The sequence below is a fragment of the Salinispora tropica CNB-440 genome, assembly GCF_000016425.1.
Lineage (GTDB): Bacteria > Actinomycetota > Actinomycetes > Mycobacteriales > Micromonosporaceae > Micromonospora > Micromonospora tropica.
On sequence record NC_009380.1, the window covers coordinates 4,190,784 to 4,214,111 of the forward strand.

Consider the following 23,328-nt stretch of genomic DNA (forward strand, 5'->3'; position numbering starts at 1 on the left):
CGCTTGCCCGATCCGCTGAGCGAAGAGGCCCCGGCACGAAGCCGCGGGCCCGCTCCGTTGTGGGGTCAGTACTTCTTGGCGTGCGCGACGAACGCCTTCCACGGAACCGGGCCGAACATCAGCGCCGGACCGGTCGGGTCCTTGCTGTCCCGGACGCCCACGACGCCGGAGAGGTTGTCGGCCACCTCTACACAGTTACCGCCGTTACCGCCGCTCTTCGTGCTCTTGCGCCACCGGGCACTGGTCAGGTCCATGCTGCTGCCGCTTCTCTCAGGAGATCCAGGGAGCGCCCACGGGGGAGGGCCTCCCCACGAATGAGTTCCCACCGTCGCTCCAGCGTAACAATGTCCGATGTCTACTCCAGTAGTTGCGCCCGCGCCGGGCTGTCCACGTGGGCCACCGCGACCCGTCCGGCATGTCGGCGATGGTGAAGGGCCCGTCCAGCCCGGGGTAGCTGGGGGCGTCGAGCGGGACGACGTGCAGCTGCACCCGCGGCGACTCGGCGCAGGCCAGGAGGTGGGCGAGCTGCTCGGCCATCAGGGCCCGGCTGTCGCCGACCCGCCGCCGCAGGACCCCGGCGTCCAGCACGGCGATCAGCAGCGGCCCCTGCTCGCGCTGGAGGATCGCCTGGCGGTTGAGCCGCGCCTCGACGAGCTCGTCGGTGTCGGTGGTGAGGATGCCGCCGGCGAGGGTCGCCTCCGCGTACGCCTCGGTCTGGAGCAGCCCCGGCACCCAGGCGAGCTCGAAGGCCCGTAACGCGATCGCCTCGCGCTCGACGTTGACCCAGGGACGGAACCAGACCGGCTCCCGGCGGCGGCTCGCGTCCGGCCAGAGGGTGTCGATGTCCCGGCCCAGTAGCTCCGCGACGGTGGCGCGGTGTCGGGCCTGTGGGATGTGGCCGGGGTTGGCCCACCGCGCGGCGGTCTTCGGATGGACGCCGACCTGACCCGCGAGGCTTTCGGCGGTGTACCCCGCTTCGGCGAGCGCTGCGACAAACGCGTGGTTCATGCCTGCTCCAATCCAGAACAAGAAGACTGTCGAAAAAACCAAATGCAACGCTGTGTAGTTGTCCAGCTTCGCCTTGGAGAGTGGGGACAGGACGGTGCGGCCGGTGGAGGACCCGAACCCGCCGGAGGCACTGTCGGGCCGCCCCGCCGGGGGTTGGTGGGGCGGCCCTCCACGCCACTGAGGAGGTAGCCATGCTGTTCCGCTTCCCGGGCCGTCGCCGCAACCGAAACGACGCCCTGCTTCGACGTCGTCGCCGGAACCACCGGGACAAAACGCCGATACAGCCGACACCCCGGGCCCGGGGTGTCGCCCCGGCGTCATGGGCGACCCAGCCGACCGCGGCATTCCCGCAACCTGGTCGGGTCGGGTGGCTCACGCCCGCTCAGACCTGGCGGGCGAACGGCGGTCGATGGTGAACCCGCACGCGCTGCCGCAGCCAAGACTCGGCCCCCACCCCGAACACCCCCGCCACCGCGCCGGTGGCCGACCGCCGCACACGCCACTGCGGCCGATGTGGGCGTGCCGGGCGTGCGGTCAGCCATGGCCCTGCACGGAGGCCCGGCTGCTGCTGAAAGCCGAGTTCGCGACGCGACTGCCCAGTTTGTCGATCTACCTCGCCGGGCTGCTGTACGAGGCGATGCACGACCTGTATCACCTGAACCCGCACGACGGGCAGGGCCCGCGTGAACTGTTCGACCGGTTCGTGGCCTGGGGCCCCTACCGGCGGCCGGCGTTGGAGCCGCAGGAGTGACGCCCGACACGACATGGGTGTGGGGACCGCCGTCCCGTCACCTCCCCACGTGGGCCTTCTAGCACCTGACAGTTCAGCAAGACAAGCGCCACGCGGACTCAAAGCATCTTCGAAGGGAGACTCTCAAGAGATCCAGGGAGCGCGACCAGCCGATCGACCTTCACGCGATCGACACCTCCGGGTCGACCTCCGCAAGCTCTGTGACGGTGGCATCACCAACACCATGAAGAGCTGCGTCGCAGCGGCGATCCTCCCTGGCACCGACAGTGCGGCAATCCTCGGTGACTCGAAGTTGGGGCGGACTCACCCACCTTGTGCTTCGACCGTGCCGAACTGCGGAGCTTCCGCACTTGGCTCGACGGCAACGGAATCTAGACCTGCTTGCCCTCGCCGTCTCGCACGGATGACCCGAGCAGCTTGGATGACATGCCGCTACGCCCAGCAACATACTCGGCGTGGACTTAGACAGGGGCGCCGTTCGAATATCCGACGGGCGTCACCGACTACGTCCAAGTTCCCTACTGACCAACAATTCGGAGCAGTTATGAATTTTTGAAACACAGAAAGCGCAACCCATCCAATCCGCCCCCCCCACAAGCGCAAATATACGAAAATTGCCCACTAGATTCGAAGCTGACAACTCGGTCTATCGTCCACGCCGTACGGCCCGATCGGCCCACCGGCCGCGATCATTACGGTAGCGGGAAGGGACCAGAAATCGAGGTCGGTTGAACCAGTAAATTGTCGCGGCCGACAACGCCGACACCAGCGTAAGTACAACGAGTCCCTTTTGGATTACGTCAACTAGGTTCGCTGACAAATTCTTACTCGGCTCGATCCAGGTTGTCCCCAGAAATGCGACACCGAAGGTAAAGCCCAGAGTGGTCGCAAGTATGACTCTTGACTCATCCCCGTCCGGGAAGAACGTCCTCCAATTGAACCACCAGGCAACAGTAACCAGCCAAATGACAATCACGACTGCAATCAGACCCAAGACCAACGCGAGACCAGGAACCTCGATTGAGGCTTCCACCCCAGCAACCACCGCTGTCACGCTTCCTCCGCTTCGTCGGATCCAAGGATTTCAGGGAACTAGAACCATGAACTGACTTCCCTCCCGAGCCCCTTGCCGACCTCGCTTGCTATAATTCCTCCGGCCAAGGCACCTACTGCACCGCCCACGAGAGTGCCCACCGGCCCGCCGACGGCAGTGCCAATTGCAGCGCCCGCTTGCGCGCCTACCCAAGCGCCGGCCATTCCTCCAACCGCACCAGCACCTGCCACAGTAGCTGCAGCCGCTTCAGACGCACCATCCTTGCGCTCATCACTATAAGTGAAGACACCGTCGACAGCCATCATGACAAAACCAGCCCGACTGAAGTACCGTGCACCGGTTACCCGGTCGAGCGCGCGAACCCTGCCATCCTTCCTGAATCGCGTCTGTACAGCGAATGCATTCCGTCGCCGCGAGTCGGCGGTATTCCCGAATCCTCGGAGATTCACAGCCCGACTCTTTACATGCTGAAGGCCGGCTCCCACATTGTTGGCGACATCAATGGCACTAACATCGAACCCTTTCTTTCCATCGGGCCGATCCACCTTGATATATATAGCAGCTTTTACAACTTTCTGAATCTTGCGTATCGCCCGATAAGTACTGTTGAAACGGTGTCGAAGCTGAGCACTCGGCCGCTTTATGGGCTTGCCGGTTATCTTTATCTTCTTTTTGGTGATGTAGGCGCGTCGGCCATCTCCATTGACACCCTCTTCGTAATATAGGCCACTGGGGTCGCTGAACGTAATTGGAGAGTTGTTAGCGTAGGCGTACCCATGCATCTGCTGAAGGTTCGTCGACTCAATGATCGGGTCAACGCTGATGAAGCGGCCGAGGGTGGGATCGTATTCTCGGGCACCGAGGTGAGTGAGGCCGGTGGGGTCGGTGGTGCCACCGACGTAGCCTCGGGTGCCAAGCCAGGGAGACGGTGGCGTGCCGCGACTTTCGCCATAGGGCATGAGGCGGCGGCGTTGGGTGGTGAGGGTGCCGGCGTCGATCTGGACTTGGCCGGTGCCCTGGTGGTTGTTGACGGTCCACTTCAGGCCGGTGGTGTCGCGGATGGCGTAGCCGTCGTAGTAGCGGGTGCCGTCGGCTTGGGTGCTGCCGGTGGAAAGTTCGAGTTGGGTGTGGCCGAGATAGAGGGTGGTTTTGTCGGGGTCGCGGGTGAGGAGCCTTGCACCGTTGGCGTCGTACAGGTAACTGGTGATGTCGCCGTTTTCAGAGAGGGTGTCGAGGCGGCCTTCGGGGTTCCAGGTCAGGGTTTGGGTGTCGCCGGTGGGCGTGGTTCGGGTGAGGGTGTTGCCGGCGTCGTCGTAGGTGAACGCTCGGGTGGGGGTGGCGGCTTGGGGGCCGGTCGCGGTGACGTCGGTGACCGTGTGGGGTCGGGCCTGGCCGGGGTTGGGGCTGGTGTAGGTCCAGGTGGTGTCCCCGGCGGCGGGGTTCTTGTCGACCTGGGTGAGTCGGTTACCGATGGTGTCGAAGGTCCATTGCCGCCAGTACGGATCGGCGCCGGCGCGTTGCGGGGTGGCGCAGTTCCAGGTCGCTTCGGTCCATGCTTCGGTGAGGCGTTGTTGGTGGTCGTAGGTAAAGCATTCGACCTGGTCTCGTTGGCCGTCGGTCTTCCCGGCGATGACGCTGATCAGGCCATTGTCCTGGTAGGCGTACTGGGTGCTGAACTTGTCGTCCCAGGTGCCCGGGGTGGTGGGGTTCTCGGTCTGCACCCGGGCGTCGAGGAGCCGGCGGACGCTGGTGCCGTGTTGCGTGGTCAGTCGCACTCGATTGTCGTTGTCGCCGAGGTAGGTGCGGTAGGGCAGGGTGTCGTAGGCGTAGTCGATGTCGGCGAGGTAGGTCTGTTCGCCGGAGGCCATGGAGGTGAGTAGGCCCTGGCTGGTGTAGGTGTGGGTCAGCGTTTCGGCGGGCAGCCCGCCGACACCGGGCAGGCTTTGGGTGGCGACGGCTCCGTTGGGCTTGTAGGTCGTTGTGGTGGTGTAGGCGCCGGCGAGCGTGCTGTTGGCAGTGGACGCGGGGATGATGACTGTAGAGGACAGGGGCCGGTAGCCGTCGTCGTAGGAGTCGACGCTGCTGGTGTAGGCCAGTGCGTCGGTGTCGTAGCGGGTGGAACTGGTCGGCTGGCCCTTGGCGAGGGTGTCGTAGGTCCAAGCGGCCATCAGCCGGCCGGTGGCGGATCCGTCGCGGACACCGGTGCGCCGGTCGAGGTCGTCGTAGCTGTAGTACAGGGTGCTGCCGCGCCCGTCGGTGACGGTCTTCACCGTGCCGGTGTCGTGGTAGTCGGTGCTGGTGGTGCCGGCGTCAGGGTCGACAGCCTGGGTTCGTCGGCCGCGCAGATCGTAGGTGTAGGACCAGGTGTTCCCGGCCGGGTCGACGATCGAGGTCAGGTCACCGCGCAGGTTGTACCCGTAGGTGGTCTGGTCGAACGCTCCCGCCGTGTTTGCCGTGTGGTACTGCCGCTTCTCGGCGACCCGGCCGTGGTCGTCGACGATGTCGCGGGTGGGGTAGGACCCGGCGGGTGGGGTGACGGTGGTGGAATTCCACGTGTACGCGGTGGTCGTCTTCCACCTGTACGTGTCCCGTGACCAGGTTTCCGCGGCGGTTTGCCGGTCTCGCCCGTCGTAGGTGTAGCGGGTCTGTCGCTCGATGGCGGAGTCAGCGGCGGTGACGAGGGTAGACGTCGGCGTGGAGTCGGTGTTCCAGAAGGTGGATTCCTTAGCTGTCAGCCCGCGCTCGTCGTAAACGTTCTCGGTGATGACCCGCTTGCCGTCAGCGGCGGTGGCCTGGGTTTGGCGGTGTTGCAGCAGCCCGTCGTAGATCTCGTACGAGGTGATCTGGTTGCCGTTCGGGCCCAACGCCCGCGTGCGCACCCAGGATGGTGCGGTTTTCGACAGGGTGTAGGCGTATTCGACATCGGGAGTACCGGTGGTGTTGCCGGGCCGGGTTACCGACAGCAGCCGACCCACCGCGTCGTAGGTGCCGGTTGTCACCTTGTTGTTGGCATCGGTGACTGTCAATGGGACGGCACGCGTGACGTCGAAGCTGCTGGTGCTCGTGTGACCGGCCGGGTTCGTGACCGTGACCGTGGTGGTCAGCCGGTCGGAGTTCTCCGTGTAGACCGTGGTGGTGGTCCGGTTCGCTACGTCGGTGGACGAGGTGACCTGACCGTGGGAGTCGTAGACCACGTTCTGCGAGGCGATGACCCAAGCGTCATCGACGTAGTGGCCAGTCTTGGTGACGTTGCCCCGTCCCGGTGCGCCGCCGTGGGCGAGCCCGTCGTAGTAGTAGCGGGTGTCGCCGAGCAGCTCGCCTAGCGTCTCACTGCAACCCGCGGCCCGCAGGGTTTCCTGCTTGACGAAGTCGTACTTGTGCGTTGACGGGTTGTCCGCGTACGTGTACGTGACGCAGGTCTGGTCGTCGGTCGCGGGTCCGCCCTCGTCCGACACCGATACCACCCGGCCCAGCGTGGAGTCGTAGCTGGTGCGCACCAGCGACCGCCGTGACCAGGCCCCGTCGACCCATTCCCACCGGATCTCGTCGTCGACCCGGGTGATGTAGGACTTGTGCACGTTCGGCACCGCCCACGTCGTCGACAGCGTCCGAGTACCGGTCGTCACCGTCCACGGGTCGTGCTTGACGATCTGCACCACGCTGCCGCCAGCCCGGTCATAGGTACGCTCGTTGAGGAGATGCCCCCGCCGGTACTCGGCGTCCGTGGCCGCGCCTCCACCGACGACCGAGTCGAACGGTGTCACCGACGCGGTGCGGGTTCCCGAGGAAATGTAGTCGCCGTGCAGGCCCCGCAGGTACAGGTAGTCGGTCTGCGACCGGGTACCCGAACCCGAGCCCCTTTTGACGGTGACGTTGGTGTAGCCGGCCCAATCAGCCCAGGACCGCTTCGCCAGCGGTGCCGCCCACACCGCAGCCCCGTCCGAGTGAGCCCACAACACGCTGGTGGAGGAGTTCGCCGTCGAATACCCGTACTCGGTCGTGATCGGTGCGGAACCTCCCACTAGGTCGGACTCGACAACCTTGGACACAATCCGTTTGTGCCACCACGACCAGCCCGTCTGCCCCGACGGGTTGGTGTAGTACTGCGGGAAGCACCGCTTCGAGTTGTGATCCGGATCCGGGAACGCGGACCCGAACCGGCACCCGGTGTCCGTGTCGGCGTAGGTGACATCAACCTGGCCACCGGACTCGGTCCGCAGCCTGGTGACCCGATACTTCTCATGCGACTGCATCGACGCGTCCGGGTCATAGTCAGCCCGGTTCTGCATCCTCGTGCCGTACGTTGTCAACGCAGGCAGCGTGATCGAGCCACCCGCCGTCTTGCCCGTACGCGTGATGCTCGACAGCCACAACACCGGTGATCCGGGCGCCGACGGGAACTGATGTCCGATCGCCCACTCATCCACCGTCGAATACGAGCCGCTCGTCAACACCTGCGTCGAGATCTTCGATACCCGCTTACTCGACCAGAAACTCGGCGTCAGATTGTTCGAGCAACTCGACGCCGACACCGTGCACTCCAGATCCCACGGAGTGTCGGGCCAGTTCGCCTCGTTGCGCGTACCACACGACGTCGTCACACACCGGTCCGAGTTGGTGAACACCACCCGCGCCGGCGCCACCACACTCGACGCGTCAGCTGCGTGAGTGCCGTACTCGATCCGCTTCAGATACACCTCACGGTGATACTGAGCCGTCGACGACGCCGAATTCCTCAACCCCGTCCGAACCGTCTCCCGGCCATACCAGTACGAAATCTCGTTACCGTTACGGTCCACCACATAGTCAAGCATCCACCGCCATGCCTGCTGACACCGCGACGATCCCACCGACGAACTACTGAAACACGGCTCGTGCGAATGGTTCGCAAAAACCGGCGCCACCGCGGTCGAGTTCATGTTTCCCTTACCATTGGGCAGCTTCTCCCGACCGAACCAGTACTCCGTCCCGTCCGTCGTGGTCACCCGCCAGTGCTCACCGTTGTTGTCACTGTTAGGAGCACCGGTAAGCAACTCCACCCGCGACCCGTCGTCGTCGGCCAGCCGCCACTTCCCGTCGCTGCCGAGCACGATCTCGCTGGACGTGCCGTTGAGCATGATCTGCGCGTTGGGCTGCCGCCAACACAGGTCCCCCGTCGACGCCAACGACGTCCAGTGTGGCGACAGTTCACTTTCGGAGTCGTCCACGCACGGACGGTAGGTACGCTCGATGAACCCCGGGGTGTAGTTCCACCCCTCCCCAAACTTCGACGGCTGAGTGTTCGACCCCGCCGTCTGCCCGTCCACCGAACCCGAGCTGTACCCCAGACTCACCTCCGGTACCAGGTCACCCGGCACCGTCGGCACCTCCATCGGGTACGAGTAGGTGAAATCCGCGGAGTTACCGCCAGCTGCCCACGACGACGACGCCTTCAGATCTGTCTTCGAAAAGTCCCCAGCCTCCGTCGAGGACCCAGCCGCAGCCAACACCACAATCTGCCCCGCAGCCGACCCGGCCGCGTCGGACCCCGCCAACCGACCGCTCTGCGGCTCCAGCGCGGAAGCAGCCAGGTCCACCTCAGCAGTGACCACGCCCGCGGCACCGTCATTGACCGAATCCAACCACCGAACCTGCCCACACTCCGCTGCCTCCGGCGTGGTCAACACGCACGCCGGCATCGTCGCCAACCGCAACCGCCACGCCCAGTCACCCCCATAGGCGTGCGCGAACGACGAATAGTCCACCCGCACCTCAGCGCGTCCCCGCCCGCCACCATCCACACGATCGACCCGCAACGCGAGCGGCACACCCGCCCGCTGCGCCGCCTTCCGATCCAACACCTCGACCCGCACCCGAGCCGGCAGCTCCGAGGCATCCGCCGCATCGGCCAACGCTTGGCCCGACAACACATCCGTCGCATCGTCGTCCACCGCCGTCACCCCAACGGGCAAACCACCCGGCTTCACCGCCCCCCGCACACGCCGCGACTGATCTCTCGACAGCGGCAAATCGACCACCGCCGACCCCTCAGTCGGCCAGACCACCGGCTCCGGCGTGAACACCGGCATTCCCGGCAACGGCTTCGGTTTGCTCACCACCGCCGACACCGGCACCGGTGTCGGACGCTGTTCCGACTCTGGCTCTGCGGCGGGGGCAGCCAACGCCGGCGGCACCCCGCCTACCAGCGACGCCACCAACACCCCCACCATCAACGGCGCCAACCAGCGCACACGACCACGGGCACAAGCCGAACGGCGAGAAGCAGACACGCGGAACTCCAGGGTGGAAGATCAACGGAGCCCCGCGAGTATCAAGAACAGCTCACAGAACTGTCAATTCATCTCCGCAAATGTCGCTAAACACCTACCCGGGCAACCCAAGCAGCAAATCGCCAAATAACACCTACACCCCTTACTCCCAATTGATCACATAAGGACATAGCGATATCACGCACAGCCCGCATCAGATCACCCAAAATTACGAGCCAAGTCCGAAAGCTGCCTATGGCTCCGAGGTCAACTTCCGCAAGCTCCGCGGCGGTGGCACTACCAACACCATGGAGAGCTGCGTCGCAGCGGTGATCCCCCCTGGCACCGACAGCGCGGTAGTCCTCGGTGACTCGAAGTTGGGGGGGGGGACTCACCCACCTGGGTCTGCTGCACCGATGGGTGACATCTGAGATGGCTTGCCCTCGTGGCGGGCTGGAAGGATGTTGCTGCGCCCAAGCCCCACCCCCGGGAGTTGCGGCCTGCGGGGCGTGGGTGGGGTGGGGTGGGATCGAGCCAAAATCGCACCGCACGGGGACACTCCGGGAAGAATCAGGTCAAGAAACCTGGCGGCCAGGGGGTGGCGGACGGAAGGGCGGGAACGTCAGAACTCGCCGGATTCCATTTCCCGCGGCCTCTTTGCGGGTGAGGTCGCCGTACCGCGCATGCTGAAGCTATTCCGAAGGTACGGCCTACGGAGCACCTGGTTCGTACCCGGGCATTCCATCGAGACCTTCCCCGACCAGTGCCGACAGATCGTGGACGCCGGCCACGAGATGAGCATCCACGGCTACAGTCACGAGAACCCGCTGGCGATGAGCCGTACGCAGGAGGCTGCGGTCCTGGACCGAAGCATCGAGTTGGTCGAGGCCGTGAGTAAGCGGCAGCCCACGGGATACGCCGCACCATGGGGATCACTCTCACCGGTCACGCATGAGCTGTTGCTGGAACGAGGAATCAAGTACGACCGCACGTTCATGCACAACGACTTCCATCCCTACCGACTTCGCGCCGGGGACACCTGGACCAAGATCGACTATTCCGCCCGAGCCAGCGAGTGGATGAAGCCGCTGGTCCGCGGCGAGGAGACCGATCTCATCGAGATCCCACCAAACTGGTATCTCGATGACCTACCGCCGATGATGTTCATCAAGGCCAACCCCAACAGTCATGGCTGGGTCAACCCACGACAACTGGAAAAGATGTGGCGCGACCAGTTCGACTGGGTCTACCGGGAGCTGGACCATGCCGTATTCCCCATCAATCTCCACCCCGATTTCTCGGGACATCCGCAGGTCCTTCTGATGCTCGAACGAATTATCGACTACATCAAACAGCACAAGAGCATCCGGTGGGTCACCTTCGATGAGATTGCCAATGATTTCGCGGCCCGCAACCCCGCGGCGGGAGCAGGTGACCGCCCGCGGCGGACAGAACGTGGTACGGCACCCGGGAGGCTCAGCCGGCGGCCCGCCGGGCACGGGCCCGACGCTTCCCCTCCTGCATCGCCTGCACCCGGGCCACCGGGATGGTGCGCCCCTCGGCGACCAGGTCGGCCGGGAGCTGTTGCGCCGTGGGCATTCCGTCCGCCCACGGATCCCCGGTGGCGACCAGGGCGGGCGCGGTCTGAATCGTGAAGTCGGCGGGCGTGACCGAGGGCAGGATGTCCCAGGGCACCGGGAACGAAACCGGCACGCCCGGCCGTAGCCGCGGGCTGTACACGGCCACCACCGTCGCCCCGCCAGCTCGGGTGGAGTCGATGAAGACCTTCCCACTCCGGTCCTCCCGGATGAAGGCGGTCGTCGCGAGGTCCGGGCCGAGGCGTGCCGCCCGGAACGCGATCGCTCGGGTGGCAGCTGCCAGATCCTCTGCCGTCGCATCCCCCGTCACCGGCACGAACACGTGCACTCCCTTGGCGCCGCTGGTCTTCACCACCCCGGCGAGCCCGGCACCGGCGAGAGCCCGTCGGACCAGGAGGGCCGCGGCCACCACCACCTCGAACAGGGCGCCCTCCGGCGGGTCCAGGTCGAGCACGAGGTGGGTCGGACGTTGCAGGGCGGCGACCGTGGCGAGGGTGGGGTGGAATTCCACCGCCCGCTGATTGGCGAGCCAGAGCAGTGTGCGTCGGTCGCCGCAGAGGGCGTACGAGATCTCGCGGTGCGAGGCTGCCGCCCACACCCCCGTACGAGGAATCCAGTTCGGGGTGTATTTCGGCAGGTTCTTCTGCATGAACGGGGGCTGCCCGGGGCGCACCCGCATGACTGACAGCGGCCGTTCCCGCAGGTGAGGCAAGATTCGGTCGCGCACCGTGTCCAGGTAGTTCACCAGATCGCGCTTTGTTGCGCCCGCCCCGTCGAACAGCGGCTGACTCAGGTTAGTCAGTGCGACCCCGTCCCGGGTCTCCTCGACCTTGCCCATCCGGTCACCCTGCCGGCAACGGAGGCAACGGTCAACACGCCCGGCCGTCGACGCGAACATGGCGGCCAGCCCCTCGGCCCGGAACCGGCAGCCACCGCCAGAGCATCGCCCAAAGTTCCTTCGACACGGCCAAACGGACCCACCTGTGTGTGGCGAACGCCACTGGTTTGCCCATCAGTCGGCATCTGACCGATCGGTCAGGCATGCTGTTGAGGGAGGTGGGACCGGCATGACACGGGCGGTGCCCGAACGGCATGACAACATTCTCGCGGCGGCGGGGCGACGGTTTGCGCAATCCGGCTACCGGGGCACGTCGTTACAGGACATCGCGGCAGACGTGGGCTGTTCGAAGGCGGCGGTGCTCTACCACTTCGCCGACAAGAAGGCCATTCTTGCCGAACTGGTAGCCCGGCCGATCGACCAGCTACGGGAGCTCGACGAACGCATCGCAGCCGCGAGCAGCCCGGCCGAGGCACAGCGGGTCGCGGCCGAGGGCTACGTCGACCTGGCCGTCCAGTTCCGGCGCGAGACCGCGTTCCTCCGTGGGGAGTTCCCCGGCCTGCTCGAGCACCCTCCCTTCGACCACCTGCAACACGTCCCGGAACGGCTCGTCCGCGCCTTTGCCGGACACTCCGACCGCCCGGCCGCCCGGGTCGCCGCGCTGGTGGTGCTTGCGGGCATCGCCGAGACGTGCGGCGAATTCATCGATCTCCCCGATTCGGAGCTACGTCCGGCGCTACTTGCGCTGGTCCGCCGGGCACTCGAACCGGTCACCTGACCCAACCGATAACGACGGAGGACACCGACCCATGTCGACCCTGCTCTACCGGCTCGGCCGCGGCGCGATGCGCAGACGGCGCCTCGTCGCCACGATCTGGCTCGTCGTGCTCGCCGGTCTCGGCCTGGCGGCCCTGACCCTGCGCGGCCCGACGGCGAGCGACTTCAGCATGCCCGGCACCGAGTCGCAGCAGGCGAAGGACCTGCTCGACGAGCAGTTCTCGGAGGCCAGCGGCGCCACCGGCACGATCGCGCTCAAAGCTCCACAGCCGGGCCTGCTCGGCACGCCACAGGGCCAGGCGGTAGCCACCGAGGTAACCCAGGAGGCAGCGACGCTGCCCGGCGTTGTCACTGCGGTCGACCCGCTCACGGCCCAGGCCATCACCCCCGACGGCCAGTACGGACTGATCCAGGTCCAGTTCGCCGAGGGCGCCGACAAGGTCACCAACGAAGAGCGGGAGGCGTACGAGCAGGTCGGCGCCGCGGCCAAGGCGCAGGGCTGGCAGGTAGCCCCCGGCGGTGAGGTACTCAACGCCGAACCGGAGCTCGGCTCGAGCGAGGCGATCGGCGTGGTGATCGCGGCGATCGTCCTGGTCATCACCTTCGGCTCGCTGGTGGCGGCGGGAATGACCATGCTGAACGCGCTGATCGGGGTCGGCGTCGGCATGGCCGCCCTGTTCGCGCTCAGCGGCGTGGTCGAGTTGACCAGCACCGCGCCGATCCTCGCCCTGATGCTCGGTCTCGCGGTCGGCATCGACTACTCGCTCTTCATCACCTCCCGCTACCGACAGAACCTGCTCGAGGGGCTGCCGCCGGACGAGGCGGTCGGCCGGGCGGTCGGCACCGCCGGGTCAGCCGTACTCTTCGCCGGCGCCACCGTGGTCATCGCGCTGGCCGGTCTGGCGGTGGTGAACATCCCGTTCCTGACCGTGATGGGTCTGGCCGCCGCCGGAACGGTTGTCGTCGCCGTGCTGGTCGCCCTCACCCTGCAGCCGGCGCTGCTCGGCTTCGCCGGCCGGCGGGTGCTCCGCCGCAGGCAACGGCACCACTACGGGGCCACCCCGACCGAACCGGGAACGGACGCACCCGAGCCGACCGCGCCCGCCGAGGACCGCACCACGTTCGGCTTCCGCTGGGCTCGGCTGGCCATCCGGTTCCGGGTGCCGGTGATCCTGGTGGGCCTGCTCGGGCTGGGCGCGCTCGCGCTGCCCACCTCCGACATGCGGCTGGCCCTCCCGGACCAGGGAACCGCACCGGTCGGCTCACCGGCCCGGGTCTCCAACGACCTGATCAGCGAGGGCTTCGGGCCGGGCTTCACCGGTCGGCTGGCGATCGTGGTGGCTGGGGACAGCCCGCAGGCGACGGCAGCGGCCGTACCCCAGGTCGCGGCCCTGGTCCAGGACACCGACAACGTCCTGGCCGTGACGCCGCCGCAGCTGAGTCCGGACGGGCGAACCGCCCTCCTCGCCGTGATCCCGGAGACCGGGCCCACCGACCCCGCGACCGAGCAGGTGGTGGACGACATCCGCGGCTCGGTCGGCGGCATCCAGGGCGTGGACGTGCTGCTTACCGGTGTGACCGCGATCGGCATCGACGTCTCCGAGAAGCTCGCCGACGCACTGCCGGTCTATCTGCTCCTGGTGGTCGGGCTGTCGATCGTGCTGCTGATGCTGGTGTTCCGCTCGCTGCTGGTGCCGGTGAAGGCCGCGCTGGGCTTCCTGCTCACCGTGGCGGCCACCTTCGGGCTCACCGTCGCGGTCTTCCAGGAGGGCCACCTCGCCGAGTTGGTCGGTCTGGACACACCGGGGCCGCTGATCAGCTTCCTGCCGATCCTGCTCATCGGTATCCTCTTCGGCCTGGCGATGGACTACGAGGTCTTCCTCGTCTCCCGGATGCGGGAGGACTTCGTCCACGGCGACACCGCCCGGCAGGCCACCATCAACGGAATGGGGCACGGCGCCCGGGTGGTCACCGCGGCCGCGCTCATCATGATCTCCGTCTTCGGTGGCTTCGTCTTCATGGAAGACCCGGTCATCAAGTCGATGGGCTTCGCGCTAGCGGTCGGCGTCGCCATCGATGCGTTCGTGGTCCGGATGACGATCGTGCCGGCGGTCATGTCCCTGCTCGGCGATGCCGGATGGTGGCTGCCGCGCTGGCTGAACCGGGTCCTGCCCAACGTTGACGTGGAGGGTGAGGGTCTGCGTCACCACCTGGCGGAGCAGGAGCCCGCCCGCACCTGAGGTCAACGAAGCGGCCCCTTGTCCAGCGCGTGATGCGCCGGGCAGGGGGCCCTTCACGTAGTGCGCCGGGCAGGGGTCCTGCACGGCCGGACCTGGGGTCCTCCGCCCGCTACACCCCGGCCGGGTACGTCTCCAGCTCACCGCGGGCACCCCGAGCGGGGAGCGGGTCCAGGGCGGTCGCCTCGTCACACCAGACGAACCCGTCGTATCGCTCCCCCAGCCGCGTCGGCTGATAGTTACCCCAGGACTCGGAGGAGGGGTTGTAGACCACACCGATCGCCCGGTGGTCCAACGGCTCGGTGACCCAGTCCGGCTGGTCGGCACCGCCGAAGACCAGCACCGCCTGCTCGGGCAGCAGGTCGTGCAGGCGCCGCTCCACCGAGCCCTCCCGGGCCGGTGGAACGATCATCTTCTCGGCCGGCGAGCCCCAGTGCGGCGCGGCGACCACCGTGCCCCGATGGCTACCGAAGCCGACCAGGACCACATCGTCCCGGCCGTACCGGTCCCGGGCCAGCTGGCCGAGGTTCACCATGCCGTCGGCGGCCATGTCGGTTGCCCGCGCGTCCCCGATGTGGGTGTTGTGGGCCCACACCACCCCACGCGCCCCGGGGCCGTAGCGATCCAGCAACCGGTCGAGCGTGTCGGCCATGTGGTGGTCCCGGACGTTCCACGACTCTGGTCCACCCCCGACCATGGCGCGGTAGTACCGCTCCGCGCCGGTGACGACCTCCGCGTTCTGCCAGGCCGAGAAGGCGTCCGCACCGTCGCTCGCCGCGTGTTCCCGAATCCGCGCGAGCAGGCAGACAACCTCGTCCTCACACCGTGCGGAGACGAACCGGCTCGCCGCACCGTACTCCTCGATTCGCCGTCCGTACGGCTCGAAGCACCGGTAGGCGTCCTGCGCCGCGTCCAGTGTCCCCGGTGCCTCCTCCCCCAGGTAGTCGAAGATGGCCTGCATCGACTCCCAGAGGCTGTAGACGTCCAACCCGTGGAAGCCCACCCGTTCCGGTTCGGGCCGTTGCCCGTTCCACTCCCGTAGCCAGCGGCAGAAGCGGGCCACCTCCGCGTTCGCCCACATCCAGGTGGGCCACCGCTCGAACCGCTCGAGGGCGGCCCGCGGTTCGACCGCGGCGTCGGGGTCGGCCGTGACCGAGCGATGCACCCGGTCGCAGTCCGGCCAGTCCCCCTCGACCGCGACGAACGAGAAGCCCCCCTCGGCGATCAACCGCCGGGTCAGCTCCCCGCGCAGCCGGTAGTAGTCATGGCTGCCGTGGGTCGCCTCCCCGAGCATCACGATCCGGGCGTCCCGGGCGCGCTCCAGCAACGGGTCGAAGTCACTCGGGGCGCCGAGCCGCTGAACCAGCATGCCGGGCGGCTACCCCGCGCGCCGGGTGGACAAACCCGGTGTGCCGGGGCGCGGGGCGGGTAACCGGGCGCATGACCGTCTCCGGCGCGCAGTTGCAGGAGTACATCGCCACCCTCGACTACCCTGTCTCCCGCGAGGACCTGGTCCGGTGGGGCCAGGAGAACGGGGTGGGCACGGAGCTGTTGCAGGTGCTGCGGCTGCTTCCGGAGGAGAGTTTCGACTCCTCGGCCGAGCTGTCCGAGGCGCTGAACCCGCTCGGCTAGCCGGTTCAGCCGGCGCACGTCGGGACGGGGTTGGGGCTGCCGGCGCAGTTGGTGGGCCGGTTGCCAACGATGACGACCTTGCCGGCCACCGTGATCGTGCCGCGGTTGTCTATCCCTCCCGGCGCGGTGTTGGCGAGGTTGTCGATGACGCGGGTGTTGTTCAACGCCATGGTGGTGTTCGTGCCGTTGTAGATGCCGCCACCCGTGGCGCCCGCACTCGTGGCCTGGTTGCGGCTGATCGTGGTGCGCCGGATGGTTACCTCGTTGCCGCTGTCGTCATCCTCGATCCAGACGCCGCCGCCGGCCCCGGCCACGGCGTTGTTCTCGACAATCTTGCTGTCCGCGACGGTGACCGTGGATCCGTCGCCCTCCACCGCGATGCCGCCACCGGTGGTGCCGGCCGTGTTGCGGCGGATCGTGACGTCGGTCATGTGCCCGCTGACGCCGACCTCGTGGCCAACACCGCCGCTCGTGTCGCCGGCATGGTTGTCGGAGACGACGGTGCGCGAGATCGTTGTCACCCCCGCACAGGTGTAGACGCCGCCGCCGTCGTCGACGGCGTTGTTGCCGTGCACCACGCTGTAGGCGATCTTGATGGCGGCACCGTCGTTCTCCACACCCCCTCCGGTGTCCCCCGCCTGATTCTTGGCGATCACGGACTTCTTGATGGTCACGCTGCCGTTGCCGTCGTTGTGGACCCCCCCGCCATCGTTCGCGGAGATGTTCTGGGTGATCGTGCTGTGCACGATCGTGCTCTGCCCCTCGTTGGCGATCCCACCGCCGTCGCCGTCGTCGCCGGTGGAGATGTTGTCGGCCATCGTGACGTGGTCCAGTCGGAGTCGGCCCCCCGCCTCGACGAAGATCCCGCCACCGTCCCCTTCACTCTGCCCGCCCTTGATCCGGAGGTCACGTAGCTCCAGGTCGCCTCCGATGCCGACAGTGACGATGCGGAAGGCCTCCGCGTTGGCGGCCCGGACGATGGTGGCGCCGTTTCCACGGATCTTGATCGGCGCGAGGATTTCCGGCAGGCCGTTGCCGTCCAGGTTGATGGTCAGCGTGTACCGACACTTCTCGGCCAGGGAGAGGCGCCCGCCACCGGCGGCGTTCGCCGCCGTGATCGCCGCGATCAAGGCGTCCGAGTCACACGGCACGGTGGTGTACTTCTCCTTCTTGTCGGTGCGCTTCTTGCTCTCCGCGCCGTCGCGGTGCCGGGTGCCGTGCCAGCCGGGGTCGCCGGCGACTCCCCACGCGCCCATCCAGGTGCCGTCGCCCTTGTCCGTGTATCGGTCGCTGTGGGGGCGCTCCCGGTCCGGGGCCGGAGCACCGGTGACCGTCGCCGGTCCCAGTCCGGGCCCCATCGCAGTCGCCGCACGTTGTCCCAGGAAGGGAGCCCCGGCCGAACCGGTCAGAGCTGCCGCTCCGATGACCGCCGCGGTTGGCAGTACCCGACGCCACCGAGGTGACCGGTCCACGGTGGCGCCCTCGCCCGGCGTCGCACTGCGTGTTCTCATCACGTGCCCTCCGTTGCCCCCATGCTCGGCCAAACCTTTCCGAGCTACTCCCGTTCGACAAACAGAGCCTAGATACATGAAACAGATAAATCACTCAACTCCTGCTAAATAGCACATAAACCACCAAAGGATCACGAAGGGCGTAGCAGGCGGAACAGCGCCAGCCACTGCTCCGGCCAGACCTGACCGACCGGGGGCGCCGGATCGAGTCGAGTCGCGCGCAACGCCGCCGCCACTCGCACCCGTGGATGGCGGCGGCCCAGTGATGCCGCGAGCGAGCCGCCAACGCCGTCGAAGCCCAACTCGACCATCCGGCGGTACGCGGGCAGAGCCGCCACCGGCAGCAGCGGCTCCCGGCGGCGCTCGATACGCAGGATGCCGGCGTCCACCCGCGGTGTCGGACGGAACGCCGTACGGGGTACCCTCCCGGCCAGCCGCCAGCTGAACTCCGGCCAGCTACGCACGGTCAACCGCGTCCACCGCCCGTAGTCACCGCTGCGCTTGCGGGCGTACTCGAGTTGGGTGAGCAGGGTGGCCGCGCGTAGGCCCGGCGCAGCCAGACACCATCGGACCACGGCCGAGGTCAGCGACCACGGGATGTTGCCGACCACGTCGAACGGCGCCCGCGGCGGCGAGGCGGTCAGGAAGTCGGCCTGCCGACAGGTCACGGTGGGCAGACCCGCGCAGCTCCGGGCCAGTTCGGCAGCGTTGACCGGGTCTACCTCGTAGGCGATGAGGTGACGGCTGCGGGCGGCGAGCAGCCGGGTCAACTGGCCACGCCCGGCACCCACCTCCAGCAGGAGGCGGTCCGGGTCGGGCTGGGCCGCCCGGGTCAGCCGGTTGACCGCGGCCGGATCAACGAGAAAGTTCTGAGAGAGTACGCGACGGGACCGGTCGCGTTCGGTTACTCGGGTACGGCGGGGCGCCACGGGTCGTCGTCCTGTCTGTCGCCCTCTGGCGACGCTGGACAGGCAGCCGGGATCAGGGCCTGTCCGGATGGGTCGGGACTCGGACGGCCCTCGGCGCTGGCGCGCGGTGCGCGGTGAGTCAGGCGCGGTGTGCGCCGGCCGGGGCCGGACGCCGAACGCGCGGGCGGGCCACCAACAGCGGCCCGCGGGCAGCCGACACGGCGGCCCACTCAGTCAGGGTGTACGCGAACATGTCCCGGACAGTAGTCGCCCCGGTCACTCCGCTCGACATATTTTCCGCCGTACCACCATCAGTCAGGACGTGCTGGATGGTTGCACGGGAACCTCAACGGTGCGGGACTCGGCGCGGGCCGTCTCGGCCGCCGCCAGGATGGCCACCACCTCACGACCGAACCGGACGTCGAGGCGGTGATCCCGGGTTCCCGAGTCGATCTCCGCCAGGAGCTGGTCGATCGCCGTCCCGAACGCCCCGGCCAGCGTGTCGTTACCGTAGGGAACAGTCTCGATGCCGCTCTCGCCGTAGAAGACGATGTCCCGGCGAACCGCTCCGCTGGGCGCGTCCAGGGTGAGCGACAGTCTGCTCGTTGCGCCGTTGTCGTGGTTGAGCAGCAGGTGCACCAGACCCCGGGGGCCGTCCATCGCCGCGACCCGGGTGACCCGACCCATGACCGGCAGGATCAGTGACAGCGCGTGCGGACCAATGTCCCAGAGCCCACCGTGCTCACGCCGCCAGGTAGAGCCCGCGTACGGGCTGCCGGGCTGGAAGATCGAGGTGAAGAGGGTCGCCTCGGCGTGTTGCCAGCCGCCGTCCGCGGCGGTGGCGGTGAGGAAGTTGGTGACGTTCTGGTGATAGCGCTGGGTGAAGAAGACCAGCGAGGCAACGCCGGCGGCCCCCGCCGTGGCGACCAGCCGGTCGGCGTCGTCGAGGGTCAGTGCGAGCGGCTTGTCGAGCAGCAGGTGCCGTCCCGCCTCGGCGGCCCGGGTCGCCAGCTCGACCTGCACATCCGGCGGCAGCGCGATCGCCACGGCGTCGCACGCCTCGATGAGGGCGTCGGCGTCGTCGAACGCCGGCACGCCGTACTGCTCGGCGAGCGCGGCGGCCTTGGCCGGATCCCGCCCCCAGACACCGACCAAGTCGGTACGGGGATGGGCAGCCAGACCCGCTCCGTGCGTCCCGCCCGCCCAGTGCCCGGTACCGAACAACCCGAACCGCACCACAGACCCCCAACCAGTCGGCACCGCGGCCCACCGCGGTGTCCCAGACAACGCTATCCGGCCGTTCCCCGGCCGTCCGCGTTACCCCCTCGGCCCGCCGGCGCACCGCTGGTGCCGGTCCCGGCGACAGACCGACGTCGTGACTCCGCTCCTGCGCGGGCGAGGACGCCACCGGTGGGTGTACCACCCGGATTAGTAGAGTGTGCCGGTGACCGAAGCGCGCGCGACCACCAGCGCTGCCGCCGACCTTCCCATCGACGGGCTCCTCACCACCGTCCCGATCGTGCTGTCACTCCTCGTCGCGGGCTGGGCCCTCGTGGCGACGCTGCGGCACCGTGCCCCGGACCGGCCGCAGTTCGCCGGCCTGGCCGTACTGGAGGCGGCGCTGCTCGTGCTCGCCGTCGGCACCCTGGCTGCCCTCGGCGGTGGTCAGCGGCCGGACGAGCCGGGAGCCTTCTTTGGTTACCTGGCCACCCTGGTCTGCCTGCCCCCGCTGGCCTGGGTGCTGGCCCGAATGGAGCCCACCCGGTGGGGGTCGGCCATCGTCTGCACGATCTGCCTGGTCACCCCGGTGGTTCTGGTCCGACTCCAGCAGACCTGGGCGGTGCTCGGTGGCTGACCCGCAACCCACCGAGCGGACGCGGACCAACACCGGCCCCGGCCGCCTCCTGATCGCGGTTTACCTGCTCTTCGCCATCGCCGCCACCAGCCGGGCCGGCCTACAGATCGCCACCCGGTTCGAAACAGCGCCGATGGCGTACCTCCTCTCCGCCTTCGCCGCGACGGTCTACATCGTGGCGGCGGTGGGGCTGGGCCGGGCCGGTCGCACCGGCCGACTGATCGCGCTGGCCTGCTGCACGGTCGAGTTGGTCGGGGTGGTGGGTGTCGGTGCGGCCAGCCAGGCCCGGCCGGAGTTGTTCCCGGACGAGACGGTCTGGTCCGGCTTCGGCAGCGGGTACGGCTACATCCCGCTGGTGCTGCCGGTACTCGGTCTGCTCTGGCTCTGGCGTACCCGCCACGACCTCGACCTGGCTGTCCCCAGCCGGCCGAGGCCGCCCCGGGTCCCGTCGAATCAGTCCTTCGGCCCGCCGGCGACGTAGATGACCTGCCCGGAGACGAACGACGCGCCCGCACTGGCCAGGAACGAGATGGTGTGGGCGATGTCCTCCGGACGGCCCACCCGGCGGACTGGAATCTCCGCCTCAGCGTGTTTCTGTAGCGTCTCGAAGTCAATCTTCATTCGGGCGGCGGTCGCCGCGGTCATGTCGGTGACGATGAAACCCGGAGCGACCGCGTTGACCGTCACCCCGAACGGGCCCAACTCGATCGCGAGGGTCTTCGTGAAGCCCTGCAGTCCGGCCTTGGCGGTGGCGTAGTTCGCCTGGCCCCGGTTGCCGAGTGCGGAGATGCTGGAGAGGTTGACGATCCGGCCCCACCGCTGCTCGACCATGTGCTGCTGGGTGGCCTGGCTGAACAGGAAGGCACCCCGCAGGTGCACGCCCAGCACGGTTTCCCAGTCGGCATCGGACATCTTGAACAGCAGGTTGTCCCGCAGAACACCGGCATTGTTCACCAGAACGGTGGGCGCGCCGAGATCGGCGGCGACCCGCTCGACGGCTGCCTCCACCTGGGCCCGGTCCGACACGTCCGCGCCGACGCCAAGCGCCCGCCCACCCGCGGCGGCGATGGCCGCGACGGTATCACCGGTCGCGGACTCGTCGATGTCCACCACGGCGACGGCCAACCCGTCGGCGGCCAGCCGCCGGGCGGTGGCCGCCCCGATGCCCCGTGCCGCGCCGGTCACGATCGCGACCCGCTGCTCCGACATGCTACCTCCCAGTAACCTCGATCGATCGGAGGAGCCTAACCCACCCGAGTCGACTTGACGCCCGGCGAGGAAGCTACGCCACCGACGGGAGGGAGCAGGCAAGCGGCCCTTGTCGACGTCGACGAGAAGCCGACAGGGGCCGCTTGCACCTCACCGACGGAAGGTGAACCAGTTGACGTTGACGAAATCGTTCGGCTGGCCGCTGGTGAAGGTCAGATAAACGGTATGGCGGCCGGTGGGGCCGGTGACGTTGCCGGGCACCGAACGCCAGCTCTGCCAGCCGCCGGTGCTGCCGATCGCGAAGCTGCCGATCGGTGGGCTGGTCGGGCTGTCCAGGCGCACTTCGACCAACCCGCTCACCCCACCACCGGCGCCGGAGGCAACCCGAGCGACAAAGTCCCGTGGTGGGGTGGCCCCGAACTCGACGTTGTCGTACCGGGCCCAGTCACCGTTGCGCAGGTAGCCGATGTTCTCCCCACCCTCGGTGGCGTCCTCCACCCGAACACCGTTCTGACCGTCGAACGACTCGGCCTCGATCGTCGCGTACGCGTCCCGCACCCCACCGGGCGGGGCGGTGGTCGGTGGAGCCGTGGTCGGCGGGGCCGTGGTCGGCGGGGCGGTACCGGCGCCCCGGCTGTAGACGGCGACGTAGTCAACGAGCATCGGCCGGCCCGGCACCGTCGCGGCGGTCGGGGTGGTTCCCCCGGCGACACCATTCGGGAAGGCGCCACCCATCGCCACGTTGAGCAACAGGAAGTAGCCGTCGTGGCTGGTCATCTGCGACCAGGCCGGTTCGCCGACCCGGGTCTGCGTCACCGTGTGGTATTGCTCACCGTCGACGTACCAGCGCAGCTCCTGCGGGCTGACCGAGGCGTCCCACTCGAACCGGTAGGTGTGGAACGCCGACTGACAGGTGGCCCCCGGGCAGGTTCGGGAGGCACCGATGCCGTTGAACTCGTCGCACGGCCCGCCCGGCGCGAAGCCGCAGTGCAGCACGCCCCACACCGAGTTGATCCCGTTGACGTTCTCCATCACGTCGAACTCGCCGACGCTCGGCCAGTTCTGGTAGTTACCCCGGTATGGCGACCCGAGCGCCCAGAACGCCGGCCAGTAGCCGGCCGCCGGGGCTCCGGTCACGTTCGGCACCTGGAGTCGACCCTCGATCGCGAGGACGCCTCCGGACGGCGGCTTGAAGTCGGTCCGCACGGTCTCGATCCGGGCCGAGGTCCACCCACCGGACGAGTCGCGCAGCGGGGTGATCCGTAGGTTGCCCGCACCGTCGTGACTGAGGTTGGCGGTGCTGTCGGTATACGTCTGGATCTCGCCGGTGCCCCAGTTGGGCGGACCACCGGGGTAGCTGGTGCCGACATCGATGATCCAGTTGGCCGAGGACGGCAGGGTGCCGGCCGCACCGTCGAAGTCGTCGCTCCAGACCAGACTCCAGCCGGGCTCGGGTGTGGGCACGGCGGCGTTCGCGGTGACCGCGACACCGGCCAGTGCGGTGGTGGTGAGGGCGGTGAATAGCGCCAGCGCCAGTCGCTTCCGGCGTCTCGCGGGCAGGGCGGCAGGCGCCCCGGGTGGCGTGTGCATGAACGTGCCTCTCTGGGGGACGGGTCGAGAGAGCGCTCTCTCCGGTTGTACGTGCCCCCCATGCAGTTGTCAATGTCGATCTCTCTTTCCTCGGCTCAGCACACCCTGACCC

General features: G+C 67.9%; 15 protein-coding genes and 2 pseudogenes. 7 read left to right on the forward strand and 10 right to left on the reverse strand.

The window, feature by feature from the left end:
* Window positions 1-65: 65 nt before the first annotated feature.
* Window positions 66-254 (reverse strand): DUF397 domain-containing protein, encoded by a 189-nt coding sequence (locus tag STROP_RS18390; protein ID WP_012014863.1) that lies wholly within the window; start codon window positions 252-254, stop codon window positions 66-68.
* Window positions 245-1,008: pseudogene (locus tag STROP_RS18395) on the reverse strand (DUF5753 domain-containing protein). The gene STROP_RS18390 and the pseudogene STROP_RS18395 overlap by 10 nt, the downstream one beginning before the upstream one ends.
* Window positions 1,009-1,420: 412 nt before the next feature.
* On the opposite strand from STROP_RS18395, the gene STROP_RS18400 reads away from it, so the two are divergent.
* Window positions 1,421-1,759 (forward strand): hypothetical protein, encoded by a 339-nt coding sequence (locus tag STROP_RS18400; RefSeq protein ID WP_029126748.1) that lies wholly within the window; start codon window positions 1,421-1,423, stop codon window positions 1,757-1,759.
* A 1,092-nt stretch (window positions 1,760-2,851) separates the two neighbouring features.
* On the opposite strand, the gene STROP_RS18405 is transcribed toward STROP_RS18400, so the two are convergent.
* Window positions 2,852-9,022: an RHS repeat-associated core domain-containing protein gene (locus STROP_RS18405; protein WP_043535464.1), complete on the reverse strand. Its 6,171-nt coding sequence runs from the start codon at window positions 9,020-9,022 to the stop codon at window positions 2,852-2,854.
* Between the two features lie 608 nt (window positions 9,023-9,630).
* On the opposite strand from STROP_RS18405, the pseudogene STROP_RS24245 reads away from it, so the two are divergent.
* Window positions 9,631-10,488, forward strand: a pseudogene (locus STROP_RS24245) (polysaccharide deacetylase family protein); the annotation flags it as partial.
* 49 nt (window positions 10,489-10,537) lie between these two features.
* On the opposite strand, the gene STROP_RS25835 reads toward STROP_RS24245, so the two are convergent.
* A complete protein-coding gene (locus tag STROP_RS25835) occupies window positions 10,538-11,497 on the reverse strand; it encodes a DNA polymerase domain-containing protein (protein ID WP_028680523.1) in 960 nt (319 codons plus the stop codon).
* 229 nt (window positions 11,498-11,726) lie between these two features.
* On the opposite strand from STROP_RS25835, the gene STROP_RS18415 reads away from it, so the two are divergent.
* A complete protein-coding gene (locus tag STROP_RS18415; protein ID WP_012014870.1) occupies window positions 11,727-12,275 on the forward strand; it encodes a TetR/AcrR family transcriptional regulator in 549 nt (182 codons plus the stop codon).
* Window positions 12,276-12,306: 31 nt separating this feature from the next.
* Entirely contained in the window at window positions 12,307-14,514 is a 2,208-nt protein-coding gene (locus STROP_RS18420; RefSeq protein ID WP_012014871.1) for an MMPL family transporter, read from the forward strand.
* A 109-nt stretch (window positions 14,515-14,623) separates the two neighbouring features.
* Here STROP_RS18420 and STROP_RS18425 read toward each other — a convergent pair whose 3' ends face one another.
* Window positions 14,624-15,880, reverse strand: coding sequence for an erythromycin esterase family protein (locus tag STROP_RS18425; RefSeq protein ID WP_012014872.1), 1,257 nt, complete (start codon window positions 15,878-15,880; stop codon window positions 14,624-14,626).
* Window positions 15,881-15,951: 71 nt separating this feature from the next.
* On the opposite strand from STROP_RS18425, the gene STROP_RS18430 reads away from it, so the two are divergent.
* Window positions 15,952-16,143: a DUF2795 domain-containing protein gene (locus STROP_RS18430; RefSeq protein ID WP_012014873.1), complete on the forward strand. Its 192-nt coding sequence runs from the start codon at window positions 15,952-15,954 to the stop codon at window positions 16,141-16,143.
* 5 nt (window positions 16,144-16,148) lie between these two features.
* On the opposite strand, the gene STROP_RS18435 is transcribed toward STROP_RS18430, so the two are convergent.
* The 3 genes from STROP_RS18435 to STROP_RS18445 form a co-directional block, all read right to left on the reverse strand.
* Window positions 16,149-17,501: an autotransporter outer membrane beta-barrel domain-containing protein gene (locus tag STROP_RS18435; protein WP_043535466.1), complete on the reverse strand. Its 1,353-nt coding sequence runs from the start codon at window positions 17,499-17,501 to the stop codon at window positions 16,149-16,151.
* Window positions 17,502-17,785: 284 nt separating this feature from the next.
* Window positions 17,786-18,583 carry an ErmE/ErmH/ErmO/ErmR family 23S rRNA (adenine(2058)-N(6))-methyltransferase gene (gene erm, locus STROP_RS18440; protein WP_012014875.1) on the reverse strand — a complete coding sequence of 266 codons (798 nt, stop codon included), beginning with the start codon at window positions 18,581-18,583 and terminating at the stop codon, window positions 17,786-17,788.
* Between the two features lie 294 nt (window positions 18,584-18,877).
* Complete coding sequence (locus tag STROP_RS18445; RefSeq protein WP_018830627.1) at window positions 18,878-19,801, reverse strand: Gfo/Idh/MocA family protein; 924 nt, start codon at window positions 19,799-19,801, stop codon at window positions 18,878-18,880.
* A gap of 199 nt (window positions 19,802-20,000) precedes the next feature.
* Between STROP_RS18445 and STROP_RS18450 the strand changes: the two genes are divergently transcribed.
* Together STROP_RS18450 and STROP_RS18455 are read left to right on the forward strand one after the other, a co-directional pair.
* Entirely contained in the window at window positions 20,001-20,417 is a 417-nt protein-coding gene (locus tag STROP_RS18450; RefSeq protein ID WP_012014877.1) for a hypothetical protein, read from the forward strand.
* Window positions 20,410-20,898: a hypothetical protein gene (locus tag STROP_RS18455; protein ID WP_012014878.1), complete on the forward strand. Its 489-nt coding sequence runs from the start codon at window positions 20,410-20,412 to the stop codon at window positions 20,896-20,898. The genes STROP_RS18450 and STROP_RS18455 overlap by 8 nt, the downstream gene beginning before the upstream one ends.
* On the opposite strand, the gene fabG is transcribed toward STROP_RS18455, so the two are convergent.
* Window positions 20,871-21,626 carry a 3-oxoacyl-ACP reductase FabG gene (gene fabG, locus STROP_RS18460; RefSeq protein ID WP_026275129.1) on the reverse strand — a complete coding sequence of 252 codons (756 nt, stop codon included), beginning with the start codon at window positions 21,624-21,626 and terminating at the stop codon, window positions 20,871-20,873. The two genes, STROP_RS18455 and fabG, sit on opposite strands and share 28 nt — an antisense overlap.
* Before the next feature lie 150 nt (window positions 21,627-21,776).
* Window positions 21,777-23,216, reverse strand: coding sequence for a carbohydrate-binding protein (locus STROP_RS18465; protein WP_012014880.1), 1,440 nt, complete (start codon window positions 23,214-23,216; stop codon window positions 21,777-21,779).
* Between the last annotated feature and the right edge of the window lie 112 nt (window positions 23,217-23,328).